Origin of the sequence: Ruthenibacterium intestinale (assembly GCF_040096265.1) — a bacterium.
GTDB classification, from domain to species: Bacteria; Bacillota; Clostridia; order Oscillospirales; family Ruminococcaceae; genus Ruthenibacterium; species Ruthenibacterium komagatae.
Genome location: NZ_JBBMFA010000101.1, coordinates 56,352 through 76,112, shown reverse-complemented (window position 1 = coordinate 76,112; position 19,761 = coordinate 56,352). Strand labels below are relative to the sequence as shown.

At 50.6% G+C, this 19,761-nt stretch carries 22 protein-coding genes; 14 read left to right on the top strand and 8 right to left on the bottom strand.

Annotated features, from left to right (window positions below):
* Positions 1–203 precede the first annotated feature (203 nt).
* The 7 genes from WMO24_RS11615 (at position 204) to WMO24_RS11585 (ending at position 7,196) form a co-directional block, all read left to right on the top strand.
* Positions 204–2,945, top strand: coding sequence for a type I restriction endonuclease subunit R (locus tag WMO24_RS11615; protein ID WP_349216606.1), 2,742 nt, complete (start codon positions 204–206; stop codon positions 2,943–2,945).
* A gap of 11 nt (positions 2,946–2,956) precedes the next feature.
* Complete coding sequence (locus WMO24_RS11610) at positions 2,957–3,310, top strand: chaperone modulator CbpM (RefSeq protein WP_349216605.1); 354 nt, start codon at positions 2,957–2,959, stop codon at positions 3,308–3,310.
* Positions 3,252–4,472: a restriction endonuclease subunit S gene (locus WMO24_RS11605; RefSeq protein ID WP_349216604.1), complete on the top strand. Its 1,221-nt coding sequence runs from the start codon at positions 3,252–3,254 to the stop codon at positions 4,470–4,472. Before WMO24_RS11610 ends, WMO24_RS11605 begins: the two co-directional genes overlap by 59 nt.
* Position 4,473: 1 nt before the next feature.
* Positions 4,474–5,196 (top strand): hypothetical protein, encoded by a 723-nt coding sequence (locus WMO24_RS11600; protein ID WP_349216603.1) that lies wholly within the window; start codon positions 4,474–4,476, stop codon positions 5,194–5,196.
* Positions 5,172–5,732 carry an N-6 DNA methylase gene (locus WMO24_RS11595; protein ID WP_349216602.1) on the top strand — a complete coding sequence of 187 codons (561 nt, stop codon included), beginning with the start codon at positions 5,172–5,174 and terminating at the stop codon, positions 5,730–5,732. The genes WMO24_RS11600 and WMO24_RS11595 overlap by 25 nt, the downstream gene beginning before the upstream one ends.
* Positions 5,733–5,808: 76 nt before the next feature.
* Entirely contained in the window at positions 5,809–6,000 is a 192-nt protein-coding gene (locus WMO24_RS11590; protein ID WP_349216601.1) for a cytochrome C, read from the top strand.
* Positions 6,001–6,017: 17 nt separating this feature from the next.
* On the top strand, positions 6,018–7,196 hold the full coding sequence (locus WMO24_RS11585) for a hypothetical protein (protein ID WP_349216600.1): 1,179 nt from the start codon (positions 6,018–6,020) through the stop codon (positions 7,194–7,196).
* Positions 7,197–7,253: 57 nt separating this feature from the next.
* Here WMO24_RS11585 and WMO24_RS11580 read toward each other — a convergent pair whose 3' ends face one another.
* Positions 7,254–8,837: a recombinase family protein gene (locus tag WMO24_RS11580; protein ID WP_349216599.1), complete on the bottom strand. Its 1,584-nt coding sequence runs from the start codon at positions 8,835–8,837 to the stop codon at positions 7,254–7,256.
* The gene (locus WMO24_RS11575; protein ID WP_349216598.1) at positions 8,816–9,412 is read right to left on the bottom strand and encodes a recombinase zinc beta ribbon domain-containing protein; all 597 of its coding nucleotides are present in this window, start codon (positions 9,410–9,412) and stop codon (positions 8,816–8,818) included. The genes WMO24_RS11580 and WMO24_RS11575 overlap by 22 nt, the downstream gene beginning before the upstream one ends.
* On the opposite strand from WMO24_RS11575, the gene WMO24_RS11570 reads away from it, so the two are divergent.
* The 6 genes from WMO24_RS11570 to WMO24_RS11545 all read left to right on the top strand — a co-directional run bounded on the left by WMO24_RS11570 (position 9,401) and on the right by WMO24_RS11545 (position 12,673).
* Positions 9,401–9,622, top strand: coding sequence for a hypothetical protein (locus WMO24_RS11570; RefSeq protein ID WP_349216597.1), 222 nt, complete (start codon positions 9,401–9,403; stop codon positions 9,620–9,622). The genes WMO24_RS11575 and WMO24_RS11570 overlap by 12 nt on opposite strands.
* A gap of 229 nt (positions 9,623–9,851) precedes the next feature.
* Entirely contained in the window at positions 9,852–10,394 is a 543-nt protein-coding gene (locus WMO24_RS11565; RefSeq protein WP_349216596.1) for a flavodoxin domain-containing protein, read from the top strand.
* Positions 10,395–10,402: 8 nt separating this feature from the next.
* Positions 10,403–10,684, top strand: a complete 282-nt coding sequence (locus tag WMO24_RS11560; RefSeq protein WP_349216595.1) for a hypothetical protein — start codon at positions 10,403–10,405, stop codon at positions 10,682–10,684.
* A 71-nt stretch (positions 10,685–10,755) separates the two neighbouring features.
* Positions 10,756–11,103: a hypothetical protein gene (locus WMO24_RS11555; protein WP_349216594.1), complete on the top strand. Its 348-nt coding sequence runs from the start codon at positions 10,756–10,758 to the stop codon at positions 11,101–11,103.
* 115 nt (positions 11,104–11,218) lie between these two features.
* Entirely contained in the window at positions 11,219–12,394 is a 1,176-nt protein-coding gene (locus WMO24_RS11550) for a hypothetical protein (RefSeq protein ID WP_349216593.1), read from the top strand.
* Positions 12,395–12,493: 99 nt separating this feature from the next.
* Positions 12,494–12,673, top strand: a complete 180-nt coding sequence (locus WMO24_RS11545) for a hypothetical protein (RefSeq protein ID WP_349216592.1) — start codon at positions 12,494–12,496, stop codon at positions 12,671–12,673.
* Positions 12,674–12,718: 45 nt separating this feature from the next.
* Here the strand turns inward: WMO24_RS11545 and WMO24_RS11540 are convergent, their stop codons facing one another.
* The 6 genes from WMO24_RS11540 to WMO24_RS11515 form a co-directional block, all read right to left on the bottom strand.
* Positions 12,719–14,167 (bottom strand): CotH kinase family protein, encoded by a 1,449-nt coding sequence (locus WMO24_RS11540; protein ID WP_349216591.1) that lies wholly within the window; start codon positions 14,165–14,167, stop codon positions 12,719–12,721.
* A gap of 4 nt (positions 14,168–14,171) precedes the next feature.
* Positions 14,172–14,843, bottom strand: coding sequence for a DUF4956 domain-containing protein (locus tag WMO24_RS11535; protein ID WP_349216590.1), 672 nt, complete (start codon positions 14,841–14,843; stop codon positions 14,172–14,174).
* A gap of 24 nt (positions 14,844–14,867) precedes the next feature.
* A complete protein-coding gene (locus tag WMO24_RS11530; RefSeq protein WP_349216589.1) occupies positions 14,868–15,593 on the bottom strand; it encodes a polyphosphate polymerase domain-containing protein in 726 nt (241 codons plus the stop codon).
* The gene (locus WMO24_RS11525) at positions 15,556–16,710 is read right to left on the bottom strand and encodes a PepSY domain-containing protein (RefSeq protein ID WP_349216588.1); all 1,155 of its coding nucleotides are present in this window, start codon (positions 16,708–16,710) and stop codon (positions 15,556–15,558) included. Before WMO24_RS11525 ends, WMO24_RS11530 begins: the two co-directional genes overlap by 38 nt.
* A gap of 116 nt (positions 16,711–16,826) precedes the next feature.
* The gene (locus tag WMO24_RS11520; protein ID WP_349216587.1) at positions 16,827–17,789 is read right to left on the bottom strand and encodes an anti-sigma-I factor RsgI family protein; all 963 of its coding nucleotides are present in this window, start codon (positions 17,787–17,789) and stop codon (positions 16,827–16,829) included.
* Positions 17,786–18,511: a sigma-70 family RNA polymerase sigma factor gene (locus WMO24_RS11515; RefSeq protein ID WP_349216586.1), complete on the bottom strand. Its 726-nt coding sequence runs from the start codon at positions 18,509–18,511 to the stop codon at positions 17,786–17,788. Before WMO24_RS11515 ends, WMO24_RS11520 begins: the two co-directional genes overlap by 4 nt.
* Positions 18,512–18,829: 318 nt before the next feature.
* Between WMO24_RS11515 and WMO24_RS11510 the strand changes: the two genes are divergently transcribed.
* On the top strand, positions 18,830–19,552 hold the full coding sequence (locus WMO24_RS11510; RefSeq protein WP_349216585.1) for a hypothetical protein: 723 nt from the start codon (positions 18,830–18,832) through the stop codon (positions 19,550–19,552).
* The last annotated feature ends 209 nt before the right edge of the window (positions 19,553–19,761 follow it).

Sequence of the window (19,761 nt, the reverse complement as noted above, 5' to 3'; positions counted from 1 at the left end):
GAATGTGCGCCTTTTATATCGTTTCAGACAAATTATGAAAAAATAATCTTTGAAATAAGGAAGCAAGCCAAAGCTGGAAGTAATGAATCATCCCAAATATTATTCCGTCCAGATTTTTAAAGTCCTTTCTTCTACCAATAGCCTTTTCCTGGTTCGACATGATATAATAGAGCAAAACGAAACGAACGGCGGAGGTGTTTGTGATGACCCCGGAGCAAAAAGCGCGGGAAGCCATTGACCAGCGGCTGACGCAGTCCGGCTGGATCTTGCAGGATATGCGCCAGTTGAATCCTGTGGCAGGACCCGGTGTGGCGGTGCGGGAGTTTCCCACCAGTACCGGGCCGGTGGATTATGCGCTTTTTGTGGACGGCACCCCTGTGGGCGTCGTAGAGGCCAAAGCGGACGAAAAAGGGCAGGACATCACCACCGTGGAAGGCCAGTCCAGCCGTTATGCCGGCAGCACCTTCAAATGGGTCAAAACGGGATACACCATCCGGTTTGCCTATGAGGCCACCAGCAAACTAACCCGCTTTACCGACTATGCCGATCAGAAATACCGTTCCCGTCCAATTTTCAGTTTCCATCGTCCGGAAAGTCTGCGTGCTCTGTTGAAAGCGGATGACACCATTCGCAATAACATGAAGCATTTTCCGCCGTTTGACACCACCGGGTTCCGCAGCTGTCAGATCACGGCCATTCAGAATCTGGAGCGTTCTTTTGCCGAGAACCGCCCCAGAGCTCTTGTGCAGATGGCCACCGGCGCCGGCAAAACTTTTACCGCCATCACAGCGGTGTACCGTTTGCTGAAGTATGCCAAAGTCAACCGTGTGTTGTTCCTGGTGGACACCAAAAGCCTGGGCGAACAGGCCGAGCGGGAATTTCTGGCCTACCGTCCCAACGATGACAACCGCTCTTTTTCGGAGATTTACGGCGTCCGCCGTCTGAAAAGCTCTTATATTCCCCAGGATGTGCAGGTGTGCATCAGCACCATTCAGCGGATGTACTCCATTCTGAAAGGGGAAGAGCTGGACGAGTCCGCCGAAGAGACCTCTCTCAATGAGATGACCACCGCGGAGCGTCAGACAGCCAAAGAAGTCGTCTACAACGCCAAATATCCCCCCGAATTTTTTGACTGCATCATCATCGATGAATGTCATCGCTCCATCTATAATGTCTGGCAGCAGGTGCTGGACTATTTCGATGCCTTTCTCGTGGGGCTGACCGCGACGCCGGACAAGCGTACCTTTGCCTTCTTCGAGGAAAATGTGGTCAGTGAATACTCCCGTGAGCAGGCCATCATCGACGGCGTCAACGTGGGCGAAGATATCTTTCTCATTGAAACCCAGGTGACGCAGAGCGGCGCCCATATTATGAAGCAGCTCATCGAGTGCCGCAACCGTCTTTCCCGTGAAAAGCGCTGGAAACAGCTGGATGAGGATGTAAACTATGTTCCCACGCAGCTGGACCGGGACATTGTCAATCCCAGCCAGATCCGTATGGTCATTCGCACTTTCCGGGAGAATCTGTTCACCACCCTGTTCCCGCGGCGTAAGGAAGTGCCCAAAACGCTGATTTTTGCCAAGACCGACAGCCATGCCGACGACATCATTCAGATCGTCCGCAAAGAATTTGGCGAAGGCAACGAGTTCTGCCAGAAAATCACCTACGCTGCCGATAACCCGGAGCAAATCCTGAGCGACTTCCGCAACAATTATAACCCCCGCATTGCGGTCACCGTGGATATGATCGCCACCGGCACCGATGTAAAGCCCATCGAGTGCCTGATTTTCATGCGGGACGTGCGCAGCAAGAACTATTTTGAGCAGATGAAAGGCCGTGGCACCCGCGTTCTGGGCAAGGATGACCTGCAGAAAGTCACCCCTTCCGCCACCGAGAACAAGGACCATTTTGTCATTGTGGACGCCGTAGGCGTCACCAAATCCAAAAAGTCCGAGACCCGCACCCTGGAGCGCAAGCCTTCGGTTTCCATGAAAGAACTCATGTTGAATGTGGCGCTGGGCGCGCGGGATGCAGATACCCTGACTTCCCTTGCCAATCGTGTGATCCGGCTGAACAGCCAGATGAGCCCCAGCGAGCGCAAGGAGTTTGCCCAGGTGGTCGGCCTGCCAGCCAATCAGCTGGCGGAGAATTTGCTCAACGCCTTCGACGAGGACGTGCTGACGGCCCAGGCCCAGGGGAAATTCCAGACCCCCACCCCCACCGAGGAACAGCTGCAGACGGTGCAGCGGGAGGCCGCCGGGCAGGCCGCAGCGCCTTTCTGCCGCCCGGAAGTCCGGGATTTCATCGAAAATGTCCGCCGCAGCCATGAGCAGATCATCGACAACACCAACCCGGACACCCTTCTGTTTGCCGGTTTTGACACCCAGAAGGAGGAGACCGCCGACCGGGTAATCCGGACGTTCCACGAGTTCATCGAGGAAAACAAGGATGAAATCATTGCGCTGCGCATCCTGTACAGCCAGACCTATCGGGATCGCCCCATGGCCATTGAGAAGCTGAAGACTCTCTACCAGAAACTGCGCGGCAAAGGCGTGACCATCGAAAGGCTGTGGGACTGCTATGTCATCAAGAAGCCGGACAAGGTCAAAGGAAGCAGTACCCTGCGTCAGCTGGCGGATCTTGTGTCCATGATTCGGTTTGAGATGGGCCAGGCGGACAGTTTACAGCCCTTTGCAGATAAGGTAAACTATAACTTCCAGCAATGGACCTTCCGCCGCAATGCCGGCGCGGTGCATTTTACGCCCGAGCAGATGGAGTGGCTCCAGTTGGTGAAGGATCACATTGCCACCTCCCTGAGCATCCAGACCGAGGACCTGGACCTGAGCCCCTTTGACCGCAAGGGCGGCCTGGGACGGTTCTACGAGGTATTCGGGGAGCAGTACGAAGCGATATTGACAGAAATGAATCAGGAATTGGTAGCGTAAGGAGTAAAGCAATGGGATTTTATGACGCTTTTAAGGACGCCCTTAGTGTGGCGCAAAAGGCTGATAATGTTGAACTTTATCGCCAACTTTTAGATTTATGTGCCCAGGCCCTTGATTTACAAGAAGAAAATGCACAGTTAAAAGGCGAAAACGCAGAATTGCGCAAGGCAAAGGATTTAGAGGCACGCATTGTCCGGCACAAGCAGCCTTTTATCTCCCTTAATGATGATGAACAGCATTTGCCTTATTGTGCTCTGTGCTGGGCGAAAGAAAACAAGCTCTATCAAATGAAAATACTTCAAGACCGTGGATACACATCTGTATATTGCAAGAATTGTGGGAATAAATGCGAATATGAAAAATGAGATACCCAAATATCTTCTTAAGGATATTGCTACCATTACAGCGGGACAGTCTCCGGAGTCAAAATACTATAATACTTCTGGTGATGGGCTTCCGTTTTTCCAAGGCAAGGCTGACTTTGGGCCACTATATCCTGAAATAAAAAACTACTGTTCTCAGCCCACCAAAATTGCCGAAAAAGATGATATCCTTTTATCGGTCCGCGCCCCTGTCGGACCAACAAACCTGGCCCCTTGTAAAGTATGTATTGGGCGTGGCCTAACTGCCATCCGCCCAAATAGTAGTATTTGTTTAAAATATCTATTGTACTTTTTCCGATACTATGAGGCACAATTGCAGAAGTCTGGAACCGGAACGACTTTCAAAGCGATTACGCAAAACGTCGTTAAAAATATTGAAGTGCCGGTTCCAGATTTTACTGAGCAGGAGCGGATTGTCTCCAAAATTGAGGAGTTGTTTTCCCGGCTGGATGCCAGCGTGGCAGAGTTTCAAACCGCAAAAGGAAGGCTGAAAGTCTATCGCCAGTCAGTACTAAAAGAGGCCTTTTTAGCTCTGCCTAAAGAATCATATCTGACCTTAGACTCCATATCAGACAAAATATTTGATGGCCCTTTCGGCTCAAATTTAAAAACATCAGATTATGTTGAATCTGGAGTAAGAGTTGTGCGTCTCGAAAATTTGAAGGATGGGTGGTTTGATGATAGTAAAAAATCATTTATTTCCCCTGAAAAGTATGCACAGCTCTCAAAACATACTATATATCCATCAGATTTAATAATTTCTACTTTTATATCAAACTCGATCAAGGTATGCCAAATGCCAAAATCAATTGGAAATGCCATAAACAAGGCAGACTGTGTAGTTATACGTTTAAAAGAAGATGTGTTGCCTCAGTTCATTATGTATTATCTTATGACAAAGCAGCTTTATAACACACTTATTCATCAGGTTCACGGCGCCACGAGACCTCGAATCAATACCAAACAAATAAAGTCTATGTATGTTCCAAATCCAAAATCTTGTGATCAGACAGGTATAGTAAACAAAATCCAGCGTTCCTTATCCATCTGTGACAGCATCGAACAATCCATTGACACTTCTTTACAGCGAGCAGAAGCCCTGCGCCAGAGCATTTTGAAACAAGCCTTTGAGGGGAAATTATAATATGTCTGATGAATATGTGAATAGTTATATTGCCTTTCTTGATATATTGGGCTTTAAGGAATTGGTCCGCTCTCATACCTGCCCCGAAATAGTAAAAATATTCGATGAAATAAATACGCAATATCTTATTACATGTGACGAAACCCATCAGCCTCTTGTCAGTCTTGATAATGTACATCTCAAAGTCATGTCTGACAGCATCTGCTTATATATTCCTACCAGTGTAGATAATTCGCTTCCCGTGTTAGTCGGGTTGTGTGCATATTTACAAGTGCGGCTGTGGCGCCTTGAACATCCTATACTGGTAAGAGGAGGAATTGTCCAAGGAGACATTTACGCAAATGGGGATGTCACATTTGGGACCGGCCTTACGAATGCATACCTGTTGGAGGAGCGAAATGCCAAGGTTCCCCGAATAATCATCACAAAAGAAACCGTTGATAGCTGTACGGCAGATCCGGCATCAAAGGCTTATATGGAAATGCTTTTGATCAGAGACTATGACGCTTTCTATTTTATTGATAGTTTTGTGATGCTTTATGTATGGGGGCAAAAAGATGGAAGTTACATTCGCTTTTGTGACCATATACAAAAAATCCTCAACAGCACAACAGATGATTCCGTCCGCGAAAAGTATTTGTATCTCGAATCCAAAATCAATCAAGTTCCATATCGCGTGAAATCAGGAGAGGAAAATCCATGTCCGAACAAACTACAAGCATAATTTCCAAAGTCTGGGGCATGTGCGGTCCTCTGCGGGACGACGGCGTGTCCTATGGTGACTATCTGGAACAGCTCACCTATTTGATTTTTCTGAAGATGTCCGATGAATACGCCAAACCGCCCTATAAGCGGCAGACCGGCATTCCCGCGGGATGCAGCTGGGCAGATATGTGCGATTTAAAGGGCACCGAACTGGAAGAAAAGTATAAAACCATCCTGGAAACCCTGGGCGAGCAAGGCGGTACCCTGGGCAAAATTTTCAAAGGTGCCACCAACAAGATCAACAACGCAGCCATCCTGTACCGCATCGTCCAGATGATCGACCGGGAAAACTGGGTTTCCATGTCCACCGATGTCAAGGGCGAGATCTACGAAGGCCTGCTGCAGAAAAACGCAGAGGACATCAAAAGCGGCGCCGGGCAATACTTCACACCCCGTCCGCTGATCCAGGCAATGGTGGAGTGTGTTCGCCCCGAACCCATGAAAACCATCGCAGAAATTAAGACTCGCTATTTGATACAAAGATATGCGGCATAGGCACAAGGGTGTCGGGGTGTCGTTTAGGGTGTCGGTTGAGTGACTGGCGCTATTTTTGTATATGGGAGATTTGAAAATGCCGACAATATCAAAAAAAGAGCTGGAGGATTACCAGCAGTTGTGTAAAGATCGAAATAACGGTAGAATATTAACACCAGATGGGCTTAGGCTCATCTGTGAAGCGTATAAAAATGATCCAGAAGCCATCGGAAAGCATATGCTGGAAACATTGGCCCGGATTCAATCAATAAAAAAGGTGGGATCATGATGAGCGATTATAAATTTATGAAATTGCTGAAAGACAAAAAAGTTGCTGATGCATATCAGTATTTCGAAGCGAGTGCATATAAGTTGTATTTGGCAGAATTAAGCTATTCTGCCCTTGAGACGGTTATCGCACAGTATCAAGAAAACGAGAAAACATATGTTGAAAAAGTCTACGAGGATGCACTTACCACCGGAAAGGGTGCATATAAAGCTCACACAAACTGCATTGAGTATTTCGGTACTCAAGTATCTCCGACGGTTATGATGGATAAGTTAACTATGGAGATAATGAGTTTGCTACATAACTTCTTCGATACTTTTGCTCAGTGGATAAATGCCAGTTTGTTTGCTGAAGATGGTGTACCAATGGAAAGAGTATCGTTACCAAAGGTTGTAAGTAAATTATCGAGTTTTCCAGAATACTCTGGCCCTTTCATTGCCACTATTAGTACACTTACCTCATCCCCAGAGTATGAGTATGTTGCAGACTTCAATAATACGTTGAAGCATCGTCGACAGATCTACGTGGATAATCGATTTGATGTTTTAGCCATTAAGGGGAGTGTGAGCGTGCCGGAATTTTCCAAGGACGGAAGGCCACACGTAAAAGAAGATGCGCTAACAGTGCTGAAAGGAAAAATTGACTTTTGTACAGGCCTTCTTGACTCGTCTAAGGCCTATGTGGAGAGTTACTATGCGAGTGCTGACAATACACACGTAACCCATAGATTTGAAAACCCTGTTACATACTTGTTTTTTGATAGCAAAGAAGATTTCGAAGCAATGAAATCTCCCAAAAACCACTACTACTACATTGAGGTTGATCCTTCTCAAATTCTTGACGAGTATCATTTTATTCTTTGCTGTGACAGAATGGATGGATCGCAAGACGAAAGTATAGAGTTTTTTAACTCTCCGTATCCTATTATTATGCTCAGAGAAAATGGAACACAGAATATTGTTGGCATATTAAAGCCAGAAGATGGAGAAAACCGTTCTATAAAGGATGCAAGGGAACTTGCCTATAGGAAATATTCTGCGGTGTTAACTGGTTATGAGCATGAGATGTTTATTTCTATCTGCTCCAAAGATACATTCCATTACTATCCGTTCCTTTCAAATATGACCGGCGGGTATGCAGTGCCGGAGGTCGAAAAGGAACAAGAAACTTCAAACGAAGAAGCGGCAGATAAATAACGCAAAAACGCCTCACTGCTGGCGTCAAAACCAGTAGTGAGGCGTTCGTTTATGGGTTTATGCTTGGATTTCCTGTCCATTCTTGAAGGTGAAGCGGATATCGTCGGTGCTGTAAACGGTGGCGTAATCCACCAGCGAGTGCCAGTTTTCCAGCTTGAACTCGGTGAGCGTATCCGGCAGGGCCTTGAAGCTCTCGACGAAGGCTTCAATGTCGGCTCTCTGGGTCTGCATCCGATCCAGCTCTGCCATAACCGTCTCAAGGCGCTGCTTGGCGGTTTCAAAGCGTTTGGTCAGATTGTCGTAGCGTTTCTGGTATTCAGTCTGGTCGAGGGCGACGTGGGCATTTTCGTAAATGGTCTGATGCACCATATCTGAGATGAGTTGCGTTTCTTCCAGCAGAGTAGCCTGTTCTGCTTCCAGCCCCATGGTGTTAAAGAGCAGATCCATCATCTCACGGCAGTTGGCGATGACTGCGTCTTTGTCCACCAGCAGCTTGTTTGCCGCCGATAGGAACAGGCGCTGGATGTCCTCATCGCAAAGGTGCGGAGTGTCGCAGCGCTTGTCACCATCGAATTTGTGATTGCACTGCCAGATGGTTTTGCGGTATTGGCTGTTGGAATGCCAGACCTTTGAGCCGTACCAGCTTCCGCAATGTCCGCAGCGGATTTTGGAAGAAAAGGCGTGTACGCTGCTGTGGTACTTCTTGCCACGGCCACGCTTGGTCATTTCACGCTGGACCATTGCGAAAATCTCCGGTGAAATAATGGCTTCGTGGTTATCCTCGACATAGTACTGCGGGATTTCGCCCTCGTTGATTTTGGTCTTCTTTGTCAGGAAATCCACGGTGTAGGACTTCTGCAGGAGCGCATCGCCCTTGTACTTCTCGTTACTGAGAATACTGCGGACGGTGGAAATGCTCCATTTATCCTTGCCGCCGGGAGTCGGAATACCGTCAGCGGTCAGCTTCTTGGCAATGCCGTGGTAGCTCATTCCCTGCAGGAACATTGCGTAAATCTGCTGGACGATGACTGCCTGTTCAGGATTGACCACCAAGTTTCCGTCCGGGCCACGGTCGTAGCCAAGGAAGCGGTTAAACGGAACGGTGACCTTACCATCTGCAAACCGCTTTCTCTGGCCCCAAGTGCAGTTCTCGGAAATGCTGCGGCTTTCTTCCTGCGCAAGGCTGGACATGATGGTCAGGAGCAGTTCGCCCTTGCCATCAAAGGTCCAGATGTTCTCCTTCTCGAAATACACCTCGATGCCTTTTTCCTTGAGCTGGCGAATGGTGGTAAGGCTGTCGACTGTATTACGTGCAAATCGGCTGACCGACTTGGTAACGATAAGGTCAATCTTACCGGCCAGTGCATCGGCTACCATGCGTTTGAAGCCTTCACGGTGCTTGACGCTGGTACCTGTTATGCCCTCATCGGTGTAGACCTCGACAAACTCCCAATCGTCTCGGCTCTTGATGTAGTTGGTGTAGTAATCAATCTGCGCAGCGTAGCTGGTGAACTGGTCATCGTGGTCAGTGGAAACACGGGCATATCCGGCCACACGGCGCTTCTTTAATTCTGTGATCGGCGTCGCTGTAAAGCGGGTCAGCGATGCCGGTATGGTGGTTACTTTCTTTTGGACGACCAATGTTTCTCACTCCTTATCTGTTTCATTCTTTGGCTCATAGCTTCTCGGCGCTCCTCAGTGTATTTGCCCTGCATGGAGTCCGAGAATTTTTTATGCCTCTCTTCCGTCCAAGGTGTGCCTTGGCGCTTGGTGTTGTACTGGACCACCGGCTCCCTTCCATCGAAGAAGTGGAAGCTCAGCTTCATATCATCGGAAACGGAAATGTACTCAACCTGCTCTTTGAAGGCATCCGCATCGTGTTCTGCAAGGCCCATCACCGAAGCGGTTATGTCTTTGAGCCTGTCTTCACGAATACCGGTGGTAACGCAGTCGCCAGAGGTCGGGCAGCGCCAATAATGCATCTTGCCGCCATTGGCTGACTTGCTGGGCTGCGTATTTCTTCTAAAGGTGCTGGCACAGTGTTCGCAGCGGATTCTGGTGGTAAATTCCGAGAAACGACCATCCGAAGCGTTGGCCATGTAGTTTTTCATCCATTCACGCTGGCGATCTTTATGTTCATCCGTCCAGCAATCTTTCTTGGCTGTGGATACCCATTCCTGCAAGGCCGTTGTGCCATCGTAAAAATGAAACTCCAAAACCTGACCTTCCAACACCTGAATGTGGTCCACACGCTCAAGGAAAACATCTTCATCAAATTCTTCCAGTCCAAGCGCCGTAGCGCAGGCTTCACGGAGAACTCGCTCCGGGATATCCTTGTTGGAACAGCGACCGCCTTTTTTCTTGGTGGTGCCGCAGCCCCAAGCGACAATCGTATCGTCGTAAAAGTATCTACCACAACAACATAAAACCTGTGTAAAATTTGTGTTATATCTTTATTGACCACTTTAGCCTTCGGATAATCTTTGCTGAAATCATGGAGAAACAAATGCAAAAGGAGAAGGCCGTGAAGGTAGACTCTTAATCCAAACTATAGTATTATAAAATAAATATGTATATCAAATTATAAGACGGTGCTATGCAGGACTTTTTTCCTAACTGCTCTTGGCCTGCTTTTTATTAATATAGAGGTTGGATATGAAAGACGTCATCCTTTACGGCAGCCAATATGGCAGCACATACCGGTATGCGCAAAAGTTGTCCGAACAAACCGGCATTCCCGCAGTCAGTTACAAAGACGCACCGGCTCTTTCGGACAAAAAAATAATCGTTTATCTGGGCGGCCTGTATGCCGGCGGCATCCTGGGCCTTATGAAAACCCTGCGGGGCTTTTCTCTTCGGGATGGGCAAAAGCTGCTTATCGTTACCGTAGGGCTGGCCGACCCCAACGAACCGGAAAACCTGAACAACATCCGCGCTTCTCTGCAAAGGCAACTCCCCGCCAGATTGCTTGACCGGGCGAAGGTTTTTTATCTTCGCGGCGGGATCGATTACCAAAAGCTCTCGTTCGGTCACCGGACGATGATGAAGCTGCTGTACCAATCCCTGCGCCGGACTCCCCTTGAAAAACAAACGGCGGAAGACCGGGCGCTCATAGAGACCTATGGAAAGCAGGTAGATTTTACAGACTTCGGCGTACTGGAACCGATTATTTGGGAAATCCAGAGGGAAACAAAATAAACAAGACAATGAAAAACATCCTGAAAATTTTTTTGGTCGGCCTTGCCACCACCGTCGTCCGCATCATTGGGCAGCTTTCCATCCCGGCTAGCGAGCAAACGGTCCTGGCACCCAGTATTTTCGCACAAAACGGCACCATGCCGCTGGCTTTTACTGTTTACGGTATTTTTGCTTACTCCCTGATTGCCGCGTTGTTCCTGCTCATCCGGACGAGAATAGGTGGGAATCGGATTTTGCGGGGGCTGAAGCAGGCCTTTCCTGCTGTGTCGTATGGATCGTTTATCTTTTAGAGCCACTGCCGCATGTGGCGCCTCTGGACCGGATTACCTACCCGATAGCTGACAGCTTGGCGCTGATCGTTATGGGCCTGCTGCTGGGGCGGCTGTTTGGGAATCCCGCACAGCAGGCAGATAAAGAGAATCTGCCTTTTCCCATTCTCCCTGTGCCAACCGTGACCGCCTGCTTTTTTGCAGGACGGATGCTACAATATCTCTTCCTTGACATTTACTTTTCCTTTGATGAGAAGCCATTGGAAACAGTGCTGTGGTGTTTGTTAACAGGTATTGCAACCTCCTGCGTGATGGTATGGCTGAATCGGTATGTGGACAGCGGCGGCCGGATAAAGCGGGCGCTCATCCTGGGCGGCCTGCTGTTTGGAGTGAATTTAGTTCTCTTTAACTTCTTTATGCCGCTGACATTCCCGACCTAATCCTTCGCAGCTTCATCGATATCCTGGCGGTAACGGTCGGATGTTTGTCATTTTCAAATCAAGAAAATGCAAATCCAGCAGACTGGGGGTAAGGACAATGCAGGAAAAGCGAAGCATGCGATTTGGAAAATGGCTGCTGAAAGCTATCGTATCCTATGCGGTATTTATTGCCGCCGGCCTGCTGCTCTCCTTTGTACCGGCCAGGCGGCTTGGATTATCCGAAGAAATGTTTTTAAATTTGCGGATGTTCTTCATGCTGTTCGGGCCGATTTACCTGACACTCTTTGTTAAAATTATTCTTACTTTCATCGCTGCGGCAAAACGCCGGGAACCGGACGTCTCCGAGAGAAGCCGGGGAATCCTGTTCGCTGTCACCGCCCTGCTGCTGTTTGCCAACCTGTCCAACGCACAAACGGTTTCCGACCTTGCGTCCGGAACTATCCAAGGCAAAGGACTGCGGAACCTTGAAAGAAGCAAACGGTATTCCCTGAAGGGAAAGCGGTTTCTGAACGTCTTTCTGCCGGTGGGCTTCTACCTGCTGATTTTGGAGCTGCTGACACTGCTGGTCTGTATCGTCACCTTTGCCCCATTGCCAAGAGCTGCAAGCAACGCATTCATTTTTACGATTGCCCTGACCGCCTTACTTTTTCTCCTGCCTCCCCTCATTCTTTCTTTTATCTCCGGTTATCAGGGAGACAAGGCAAAGCACGAAAATAAGCGAGCACAGGAAAAGCAGAAGGCCGTCCAGTCAGATGTTCTGGTGCTGGAAACTGATCTGAATCGCCGGAAACGATATCTCCGGCTGCCGAAGATACTGGCTCTGCTGATCTGCCCCGGCGTTTGCCTAACTTCGGGATTTGTGCTTGCTCTCACCAAGAACTCCCAGGAGCTTTTATCCGTCCGGCTGCTGAGGATACCGTTTTTGGCGTTGATGGCTGCTGCTGTTTTTTTGTTTATTCCTCTGCTGATGTATTGGGCCAACTGCTCTGGCACTTCCTTAGTGCAGCGGGTTTATCTTACACAGAACCAGCTGTACTATACCGGATACAGCGGCAGCATGGAAGAGCGGGTGGAATTCACATTTACCTTACTCCGGCTGGAGAGCTATCATATTGGCAAGCGTTCCATTCGTGTCCATGGTCAGTTTACCAAAAAGACTAGGGACGCCTATGGCTCCAGCCAGAAAAAGCCATTCACCAAAACATTGTGGCTCCCCCGTACTTTCCCCATAGATCAGGAACAGGCTCTGCTATACTTTTTGCAGAATCAGGCAGCAGAAAATGTCTCTTGAGCCCCCTTGCCCTATTTTCGGCGGCTGTGGCTTGCCCCTGAAAAACGATATCCCTTAGATCAGGAAAAGAAAGAAAAAGGTGAACAGGAGGTGAATTCGATGTACAAAACGATGGTAGTCAAATATTCTCCCAAGGCAAAGGAAATGGCCGCCAAAGTAGAGGAAACGGCCAACAAAATGGAACAGGAAGGATTTGAACTTGTGTCCTGCTCCATCACGCCCTCTTCCAAAGGCATCCTGGTATTTAGAAAACCCGGAGAATCGGAGCCGGAAAAGTGAGTCTTTCCTGTTGCAAAGTACAAAAGCACTTAGAATCGCGTGGTTCTAAGTGCTTTTTCCTGTTATGTCTCTCAAAGCCGCATCCTGCCGATCCTTTGATTCCTCCAAGTCCTTGAAATCTCCCAGGTCGGTCAGCCGAACCCCGGAAGCGTCAACTTTGGCGTCCGGATTTTCCGCCTGACCACGGATGGTGGCGGGGATTTCACCGTCCAACTGCCCGCGTATACTCTCGGCCCGCAGCAGACAAACCTGTTCCAGCGTATCCACCGCCAGCCGGTGGTCTTCGTAGGAGCAAAAGGCGGTGGGATCTTTTTGAACATAAGGGGCAATCAGCTTTTCCGTCTGCCGGAGGGTGACTGCAAATTGTCCGCTTTCAAAATATTCCGAAAGGAGTTTGTGGAAATAGGCGTGATAGCGGGCAAAGTACTCATCGTGCTTCATCAGGTTGTGGTAAAGCGGGCGGCTTAGCATAACCTCCCCTTCCGCCGGGGTGTTAATGGGGTAGTTGATGAGAATGTTGGGATCTTTGATAGGGTCGGTCATTCCCAGAGCATAGGTGCCGAAGGCCAGGTTATAATCCCATGGAAGGATGCTGAGGATCCCGTCCTCCTCATACAAAAAATAATTGTGCCCGGTATAGCCCAGATAGCTGTCCCAGTTCATCACAAAGACCTGCACGGTGAAATACCGCAGCACCTCGTCCACATTGACGGCGATTTCCAGGTTTTCACCGGTGGACAGGGTTTTCAGCGCCTCGATCACCCGTTTCTGATCGGCTTCCGATCCCTTGAATTTGGCGTTTTCAAAGATACCGGGATAGCTGTCCGGGTTATCGTCGATATATCGCAGCGCCACGTCGGCGTTTTCCGCGTTCAGGGAACGGTAATCCGGCTTGTACAGCTTCCCGTGATCATTCCCGAAATTCCGGCGGGCAAAGGCTTCCTCCGGTTCCTCTACCGCCAGGAACAAGCCCCAGTCCTCCCCATTGACCGTCACCCAGACATAGCTGCAAAGGGGCGCAGGCACCCCCATGAACGCCATCATGTCGTAGACCATATAGGTTTTCAGGTAACTGTTGTCCTGAAAAGAAGCGTCCAGGGAAAATTTATCCAGCCCGTAATAATTCCCGCCGTCCTGGAACTGATCGAACTCCAGCTTGAGGCTGTAACGGGACAAACCGTATTCTTTCGTCAGCCGCAGGGAATTGTTTCCCTTGGCCCGCAGCCCGATATTATGAAACGCTTCTCCGTCGATTTCGACGGTGCAGGCCACATATTCTTCGCCTTCGGCGTCCTCGATAAAAGCACCCCAGTCCGCAATTTGAATATCAATGGTATGCACCTGGCTGTCGTCAAACAACCGGGTCACATATCCCGGGTTTTCGCTGGCCTTAGGGATCCCCAGCTGTTCGCCGAACATCAGAAGTATGGTGAGAAGGGCAGCCAAAACCGCCGCGCCGACACAGATCCGATCGATATACTTATGCTTCACCATCGCCTTATCCCATATAGTCGCCGTTGTAGGAGATCAGCACTACCCGGGACACACCGGGCATAGCCTCCAGCTCATTGACAAAGGCGCTGCTGTCCTCTTTCAGGCGGACTTCGTAATTCAGTTCCACACAGCCGTTGTCCACGCTCTTGCTTTTGAGATTCAGCCGCCTGACCTGGGACTTCACAAAAATCCGTGCCTGTTCCTCAATCCCGCTGTTTTCACAGTGCACCACCAGGATATAGGGGGAATCCGCCGTCTTCTTTTTGGAGAAAGCAACCAGCACCACCCCGATGAAGATGCTGCCGAATACCGCCAGCGGAATCAGGCCGGCGGCCAGCACGATGCCTACCGCAATGGCCCAGAACAGGAAAGCGATATCCATCGGTTCCTTGATAGCGGTGCGGAACCGGACGATGGACAGAGCGCCCACCATGCCCAGAGACAGCACGATGTTGCTCACCACCGTCATAATCAGCAGGGTGGTAATAAGCGACAGAGCAATCAGCGTCACGCCGAAGCTGGCCGAATACATTACGCCGCTGTAGCTCTTTTTATAGATGAAAAAGATAAACAATCCCAGCAGAAAGGCCAATACCATGGCAATCACCATGTCCAGTATGGAGATGCTGGCGATATTCTCCAGAAAGCTGGATTTGAAAATATCCTGAAAGGTCATAAGGCCCTTCCTCCTCAGATGGTTTTAATCGAACCGCCGGCTCAGGGCGTATTTGGAGCAGGCCGCAGCCTGCCTTCCGGGTACCTGCACCGCCATGCGGACAAGCTCCGGCAAAAACGCATCGTATTTGACTTCCAGTACCGTGCAGTGCTCCATTGTGTGCATGTAGAAAATCGCCGGATTCAGGAAGTCCACATTTCCAAGCCCGGTGCGGATATCCCGATCTAACGTGATCCGCACATTGCCGGGCGCATAGAGAAAAGCCTCTCGGTCGTAACGGACAATCGTCTTCGGCGACAAACCTTTCCCTTTGATTTTGCTGTAAAGCTCGATGAAGAGCGGTTCATCCGAATCCAGCAGGAATTCGGAGCTGCCCGAAAGCAGTTCCTTTACCTGTTCCTGCGTCATCCGGGCGCTGCGCTTGCCGCACAGGCCGCTTATTTTGTACTTCTTTTCCAGCCTGATAAAAGAGGTGTCCGTCCCGTAATACCGCAGCCGGAATTTTTCCCGCCGGTTGACCCCGTCGATTTTCTCCCGCAGGGCGCTGTCATAGGGTGTGTCAAAGTACAGGCTGGTGACCCGGTATGTACCCCCCGGCCCGGCGTTTTTATCGTGGGCAAACAGCTTTTTGAGCCTTTGGGAAAGCACCAGATCTTCCCGCAGGTTGATCCGGTGCTTCAGCTCATGCCGCAAGGGGAGCTCGTTTTCCGGCTTAGTCGTCATAACCGGAATCCCCATCGTCCCAATCATCGTCGGCTTCCCGGTCGTAATCGCTGCCGCCGTCGTCGTAATTGGTATCGCCGTAATTGGTATTGCCGTGATCATCATAGTTGGTATCGTTGTAATCAGTGACACCGTCATTATTCGGGCCATAGTCCGTATCATTGTAATCGGTGACGCCGTCGTTGTTGGGACCGTAGTCGGTATCATTGTAGTCGGTCACGCCGTCGTTGTTCGGACCGTAGTCGGTATCATTGTAGTCGGTCACGCCGTCGTTGTTGGGACCGTAGTCCGTGTCGTTGTAGTCGGTGACGCCATCGTTGTTGGGACCGTAGTCGGTGTCATTGTAATCGGTCACGCCGTCATTATTCGGGCCGTAGTCGGTATCGTTGTAATTGGTGGAACCGCTGCCGGTGGCCGGGGTTCCGCCCTGCGTGCCGGCAGTCTTATGTTCCGCCTTGACAACCTTGCCGGTGATCGCGTGGATGTCATACTCGTACTCGTTCCCGTTCGCCATGAACTCCAGCTCAAAAATCGGGGTTCCGTCATCGTGGTCGAATTCCTTATCGTCAAATACCGCGTCCGCTGCATTGACATTCGCCTGGGCAAGCGCAATTTCCTGCGCCTTTTCCAGCGTGATGTAGGGGGACGGCTTGCCGTCTTTGGCATAGGCGGGATCATAGTCATCGTCGTCAATGGTCACGATGCCGGAGGAAATCTCCAATCCCTTGACCGCTTCCTGCGTGCTGGCGCTCATATCCGCCAGAAAATCGTCGCTGGGAAGTACCGAGCCCGGCTCCAGCTGCAGGACGATGTTCTTTTTGTTGCCGTCAATGTCATCCACAAAGTAACCCGCCTCATTGATCTCAACGATCAGATCCCGCAGGACGGCCTCGCAGTCTTTTCCGATATAATCCGGATAGGCCTCCACAATGCCCTTGCCATCATCGTTCCGGCCGGTCAGGGCGGTGACTTTGCCGTCCCTGTTGTATTCGATTTGGATTTCCGGATTGACGCTCAAGGTGAGAACACCGGTTTCCTTCAGTGCCGTTCCCTCCTGCGCCGGTGCCCCGCATCCGGTCAGAAGGACTGCCGAGGCGACAGCCAGGGAAGAGACCGCTGCAAAAAGTTTTCTTCTCAATTTCATATGACTTGCTCCTTTCAGTTTCCGCTTGTTTTTGGCTTTTTGTTTTGCCTTACACTCATAGATTACGGAAACGGGTTTTCAAAACCGGGGTAAACTGGAAAATTTTTTTGAAAAATTCAGTCGTCATCGTCCGGATCGTTGTCATCGTCGTCATAGCCGCTGTCGCCGTCGTTATTGTCATCGTCGTTGTCGTCATCCTTGTTATCCGGATCATAATCGGTGTCCCCGTCCGTATAATTCGTGACCCCATCGCTGCCGGGGCCGTAGTCGGTATCCGTATACGCCGGCGAACTGCTGGCCGGCGGCGTATAGTCGGTGACGCCGTCGTTATCCGGGCCGTAATCGGTATCATCATAATCGGTGGCGTTGGAAGAGGTCGGAGGCACAACCACGGGGTGAGACGGCTCAGACGAGGAAGGCGATGTGGACTCCGGCTGAGAAGTGCTCGGCCGAGAGGGAGTCGAAGATGAACTGTTTTCCGGGCTTTCCTGACCCTGTCCGTCTTGATGGTTCGTAATTTCTATTGTAATGGTAATCCGCCCGTCCAAATGCTCCGTTACTTTGGTGCGCAGCTCCGTCCCATACTCCCGGAACAGGGCTTCGTCCGGGGAATCAATAGAGAAGGAAACCCGGCCGCCTTCCGACAGGAAGCCCATTTCAATGGCGCGGTCGATCAGCTCATCGGCAACCGTTACCTTGTCTTTTCCTTTTCTGTCATAGCCCTCCAGCAACGTTTTCCCGTCTTCATTCGTCCCCGTCAGCCCTACAACCGTGCCCTGCCGGTTCAGATCCATCTGTACCTCCGGGTTGATGGTCAGATATATGGAGGAATAGGGCTGTAGATAATTCTGGTAATAGCCGATGCCAAAGAACAGAAGGAAACAGGCTGCAATCGCCGCAATGCCGCTGCCGATCCACCGGACGGTATGCCGCTGCCTTTCCGGTGTCTCCTTCATCAGCACCGGATCATACACCGTCTGCCCGGTTTCGTATCGCAGATTGGCCGCTTTCAAGAAGCGCCCCTCTTCATCCAGAAGAACCGCATAGCCGGGGTGGCATTCCATAACCAGATAGCTCATCGCACTGCCACTCCTTTCATCACCTGTTTCAAATGCCCGCGTATGATTTCATACCCGTTGGTATAAATCAGAAGCAGGGCTACCATATACTTGCGGTGCCGCTCCAGCGTCTTGCGCTCCACACCGCTCCCCGTTGCCAGCTGCCCGATGGGCAGGCGTTTTGTCTTTAAAAGGTCCTCCAACAGCTCCGGGTTCCCCTTTGCGTATTCCAATGCTCTCCGGCAGGCGTCCAGCGTCCGCTGCTGTTTGGGGCAGTTGTCCGCCACATCGCTGAGGCTGACGCCGAATTCCTGCATCTGCCGCGTCAGCTCCTCGATCTCTGCGCGGGTCGCGTCCCGCAACGCCGTCTCTTCGTGGGGCTCCCTGTCGTCCGCCAGAGTCTCTCCCAGAGTTGCGTCTTCTTCTCCTATCGGTGCATCCAACGATATGACGCGGCTGTGGCGCTGTTCCCTGCGGCTGTAATCAACCAGGCGGCTTCGGATCAGCATGGCCGCATATTTCAGGAAGGAACCCCTGGTGCGGGAATACCCGCCGATTGCCTCGTGAAAGGCCATCATGGCGATGCTCAGCTCATCGTCCTGCCCCTCTATGGGAGGACGCTTTAAGAACTTCGCCGTTTCCGCCTTGATAAAGGGCAGGTATGAGCGGATCAGGTCATCCGCCGCCCGGACATTTTCTTTGGCCGCATAGACCTGTTCTACGATTTTATGTGCATCGTTCATGCGGCAGATCCCCTCCTATATATAGAATACGTCCCCATTTTGAAAAAACCGGGGTCGAAGCCAAAAACTTGTATGTATAAAACCCCATTATGTAATGATACCTCTACCAGTATTAAGACGCGACCATGAACGGGTTAAATTTGTGTAAAATCGATGTAAATCGAACGACGGAAGCAGGCGGCGCTTCCTCATTCCCGCATGTTTTCGCTTTCATATTCCATAATTTTACGCAGGCTTAACCTACTCATGATAGATGTCAAACACGAGTCACGATATAATTACACTGAATTGTTGTATCTAATTGAGGAGGCGTTTTTTATGGGGGCTTTCTTTGACTGGCTGCTGTCAAATTTGAACTGGATGATTCCAGTGATCTTCATCCTGGCGTTTGCGCTCCCGATTCTGTCCGTGATCCGCAGGCTGACGAAAGGGCATGTCAGCAAAAATCCCTGTACCGTGCAGACCGTAGGATTTATCCGCTCCACCCAGCAGACCGGCATGTATGTCAACGAAAACCCGCAGCTGCTTTTTGAACTGGACGCCCTGGCGGAGGACGGAACGGTGTTCCAGACCAGCGTGCGGAAAATCATCCCCATGACGGCGATGGCCGGTATGGTTCCCGGCAGGGCGATCCCCATCCGCTATAACCCGGACAACAGGACGCAGGCAGTGTGGGACGATCATCCGGACGAGTCGCTGGCGCAGGAACGCGCCGCCCGCTATCAGTGCCGGAAGCACCCGGGCGATCTTTCCTATGAACAGCGGATGGAACTGTTAAAAAACGGCGTGATGAAAAAGGCGTTGCTGAAAAGCTTCCGGCTGACAGGGAAAGAAGAAGCCGGGGACTATGAGGCAGAAGCGGCCATCCAGCTTGCTGGCGAGGAGCAGAGCGGCCACACATTTGAGCGAACGCTGTATGTACCCAATACGGCTTTGGAATACCTGATTCCCGGGCGGTATGTGGACGTGCGCATCATCCCGGGCAAGGAAGACCTCTTTGCTATCGTACTGGATACCTCCGTGGTGTCCGGTATCAGTTAAGAGGGATACGGCATCCGTTTGATACGGAGAAAGGGGCTGGCGTTTCGTGGAAAACCTATTGATCCAATTTTTCAACTGGATGTTTGAAAATCCGACTCGGGGTACCTTGCTGTCGTATGGGGTGATTACCGCACTGTGTATCCTGCTGGGATTTGTGCTCCCGGCCAGATCCGAAAGGCGGAAAAGGAAGAAGGAGCAGCGCTGGAGGG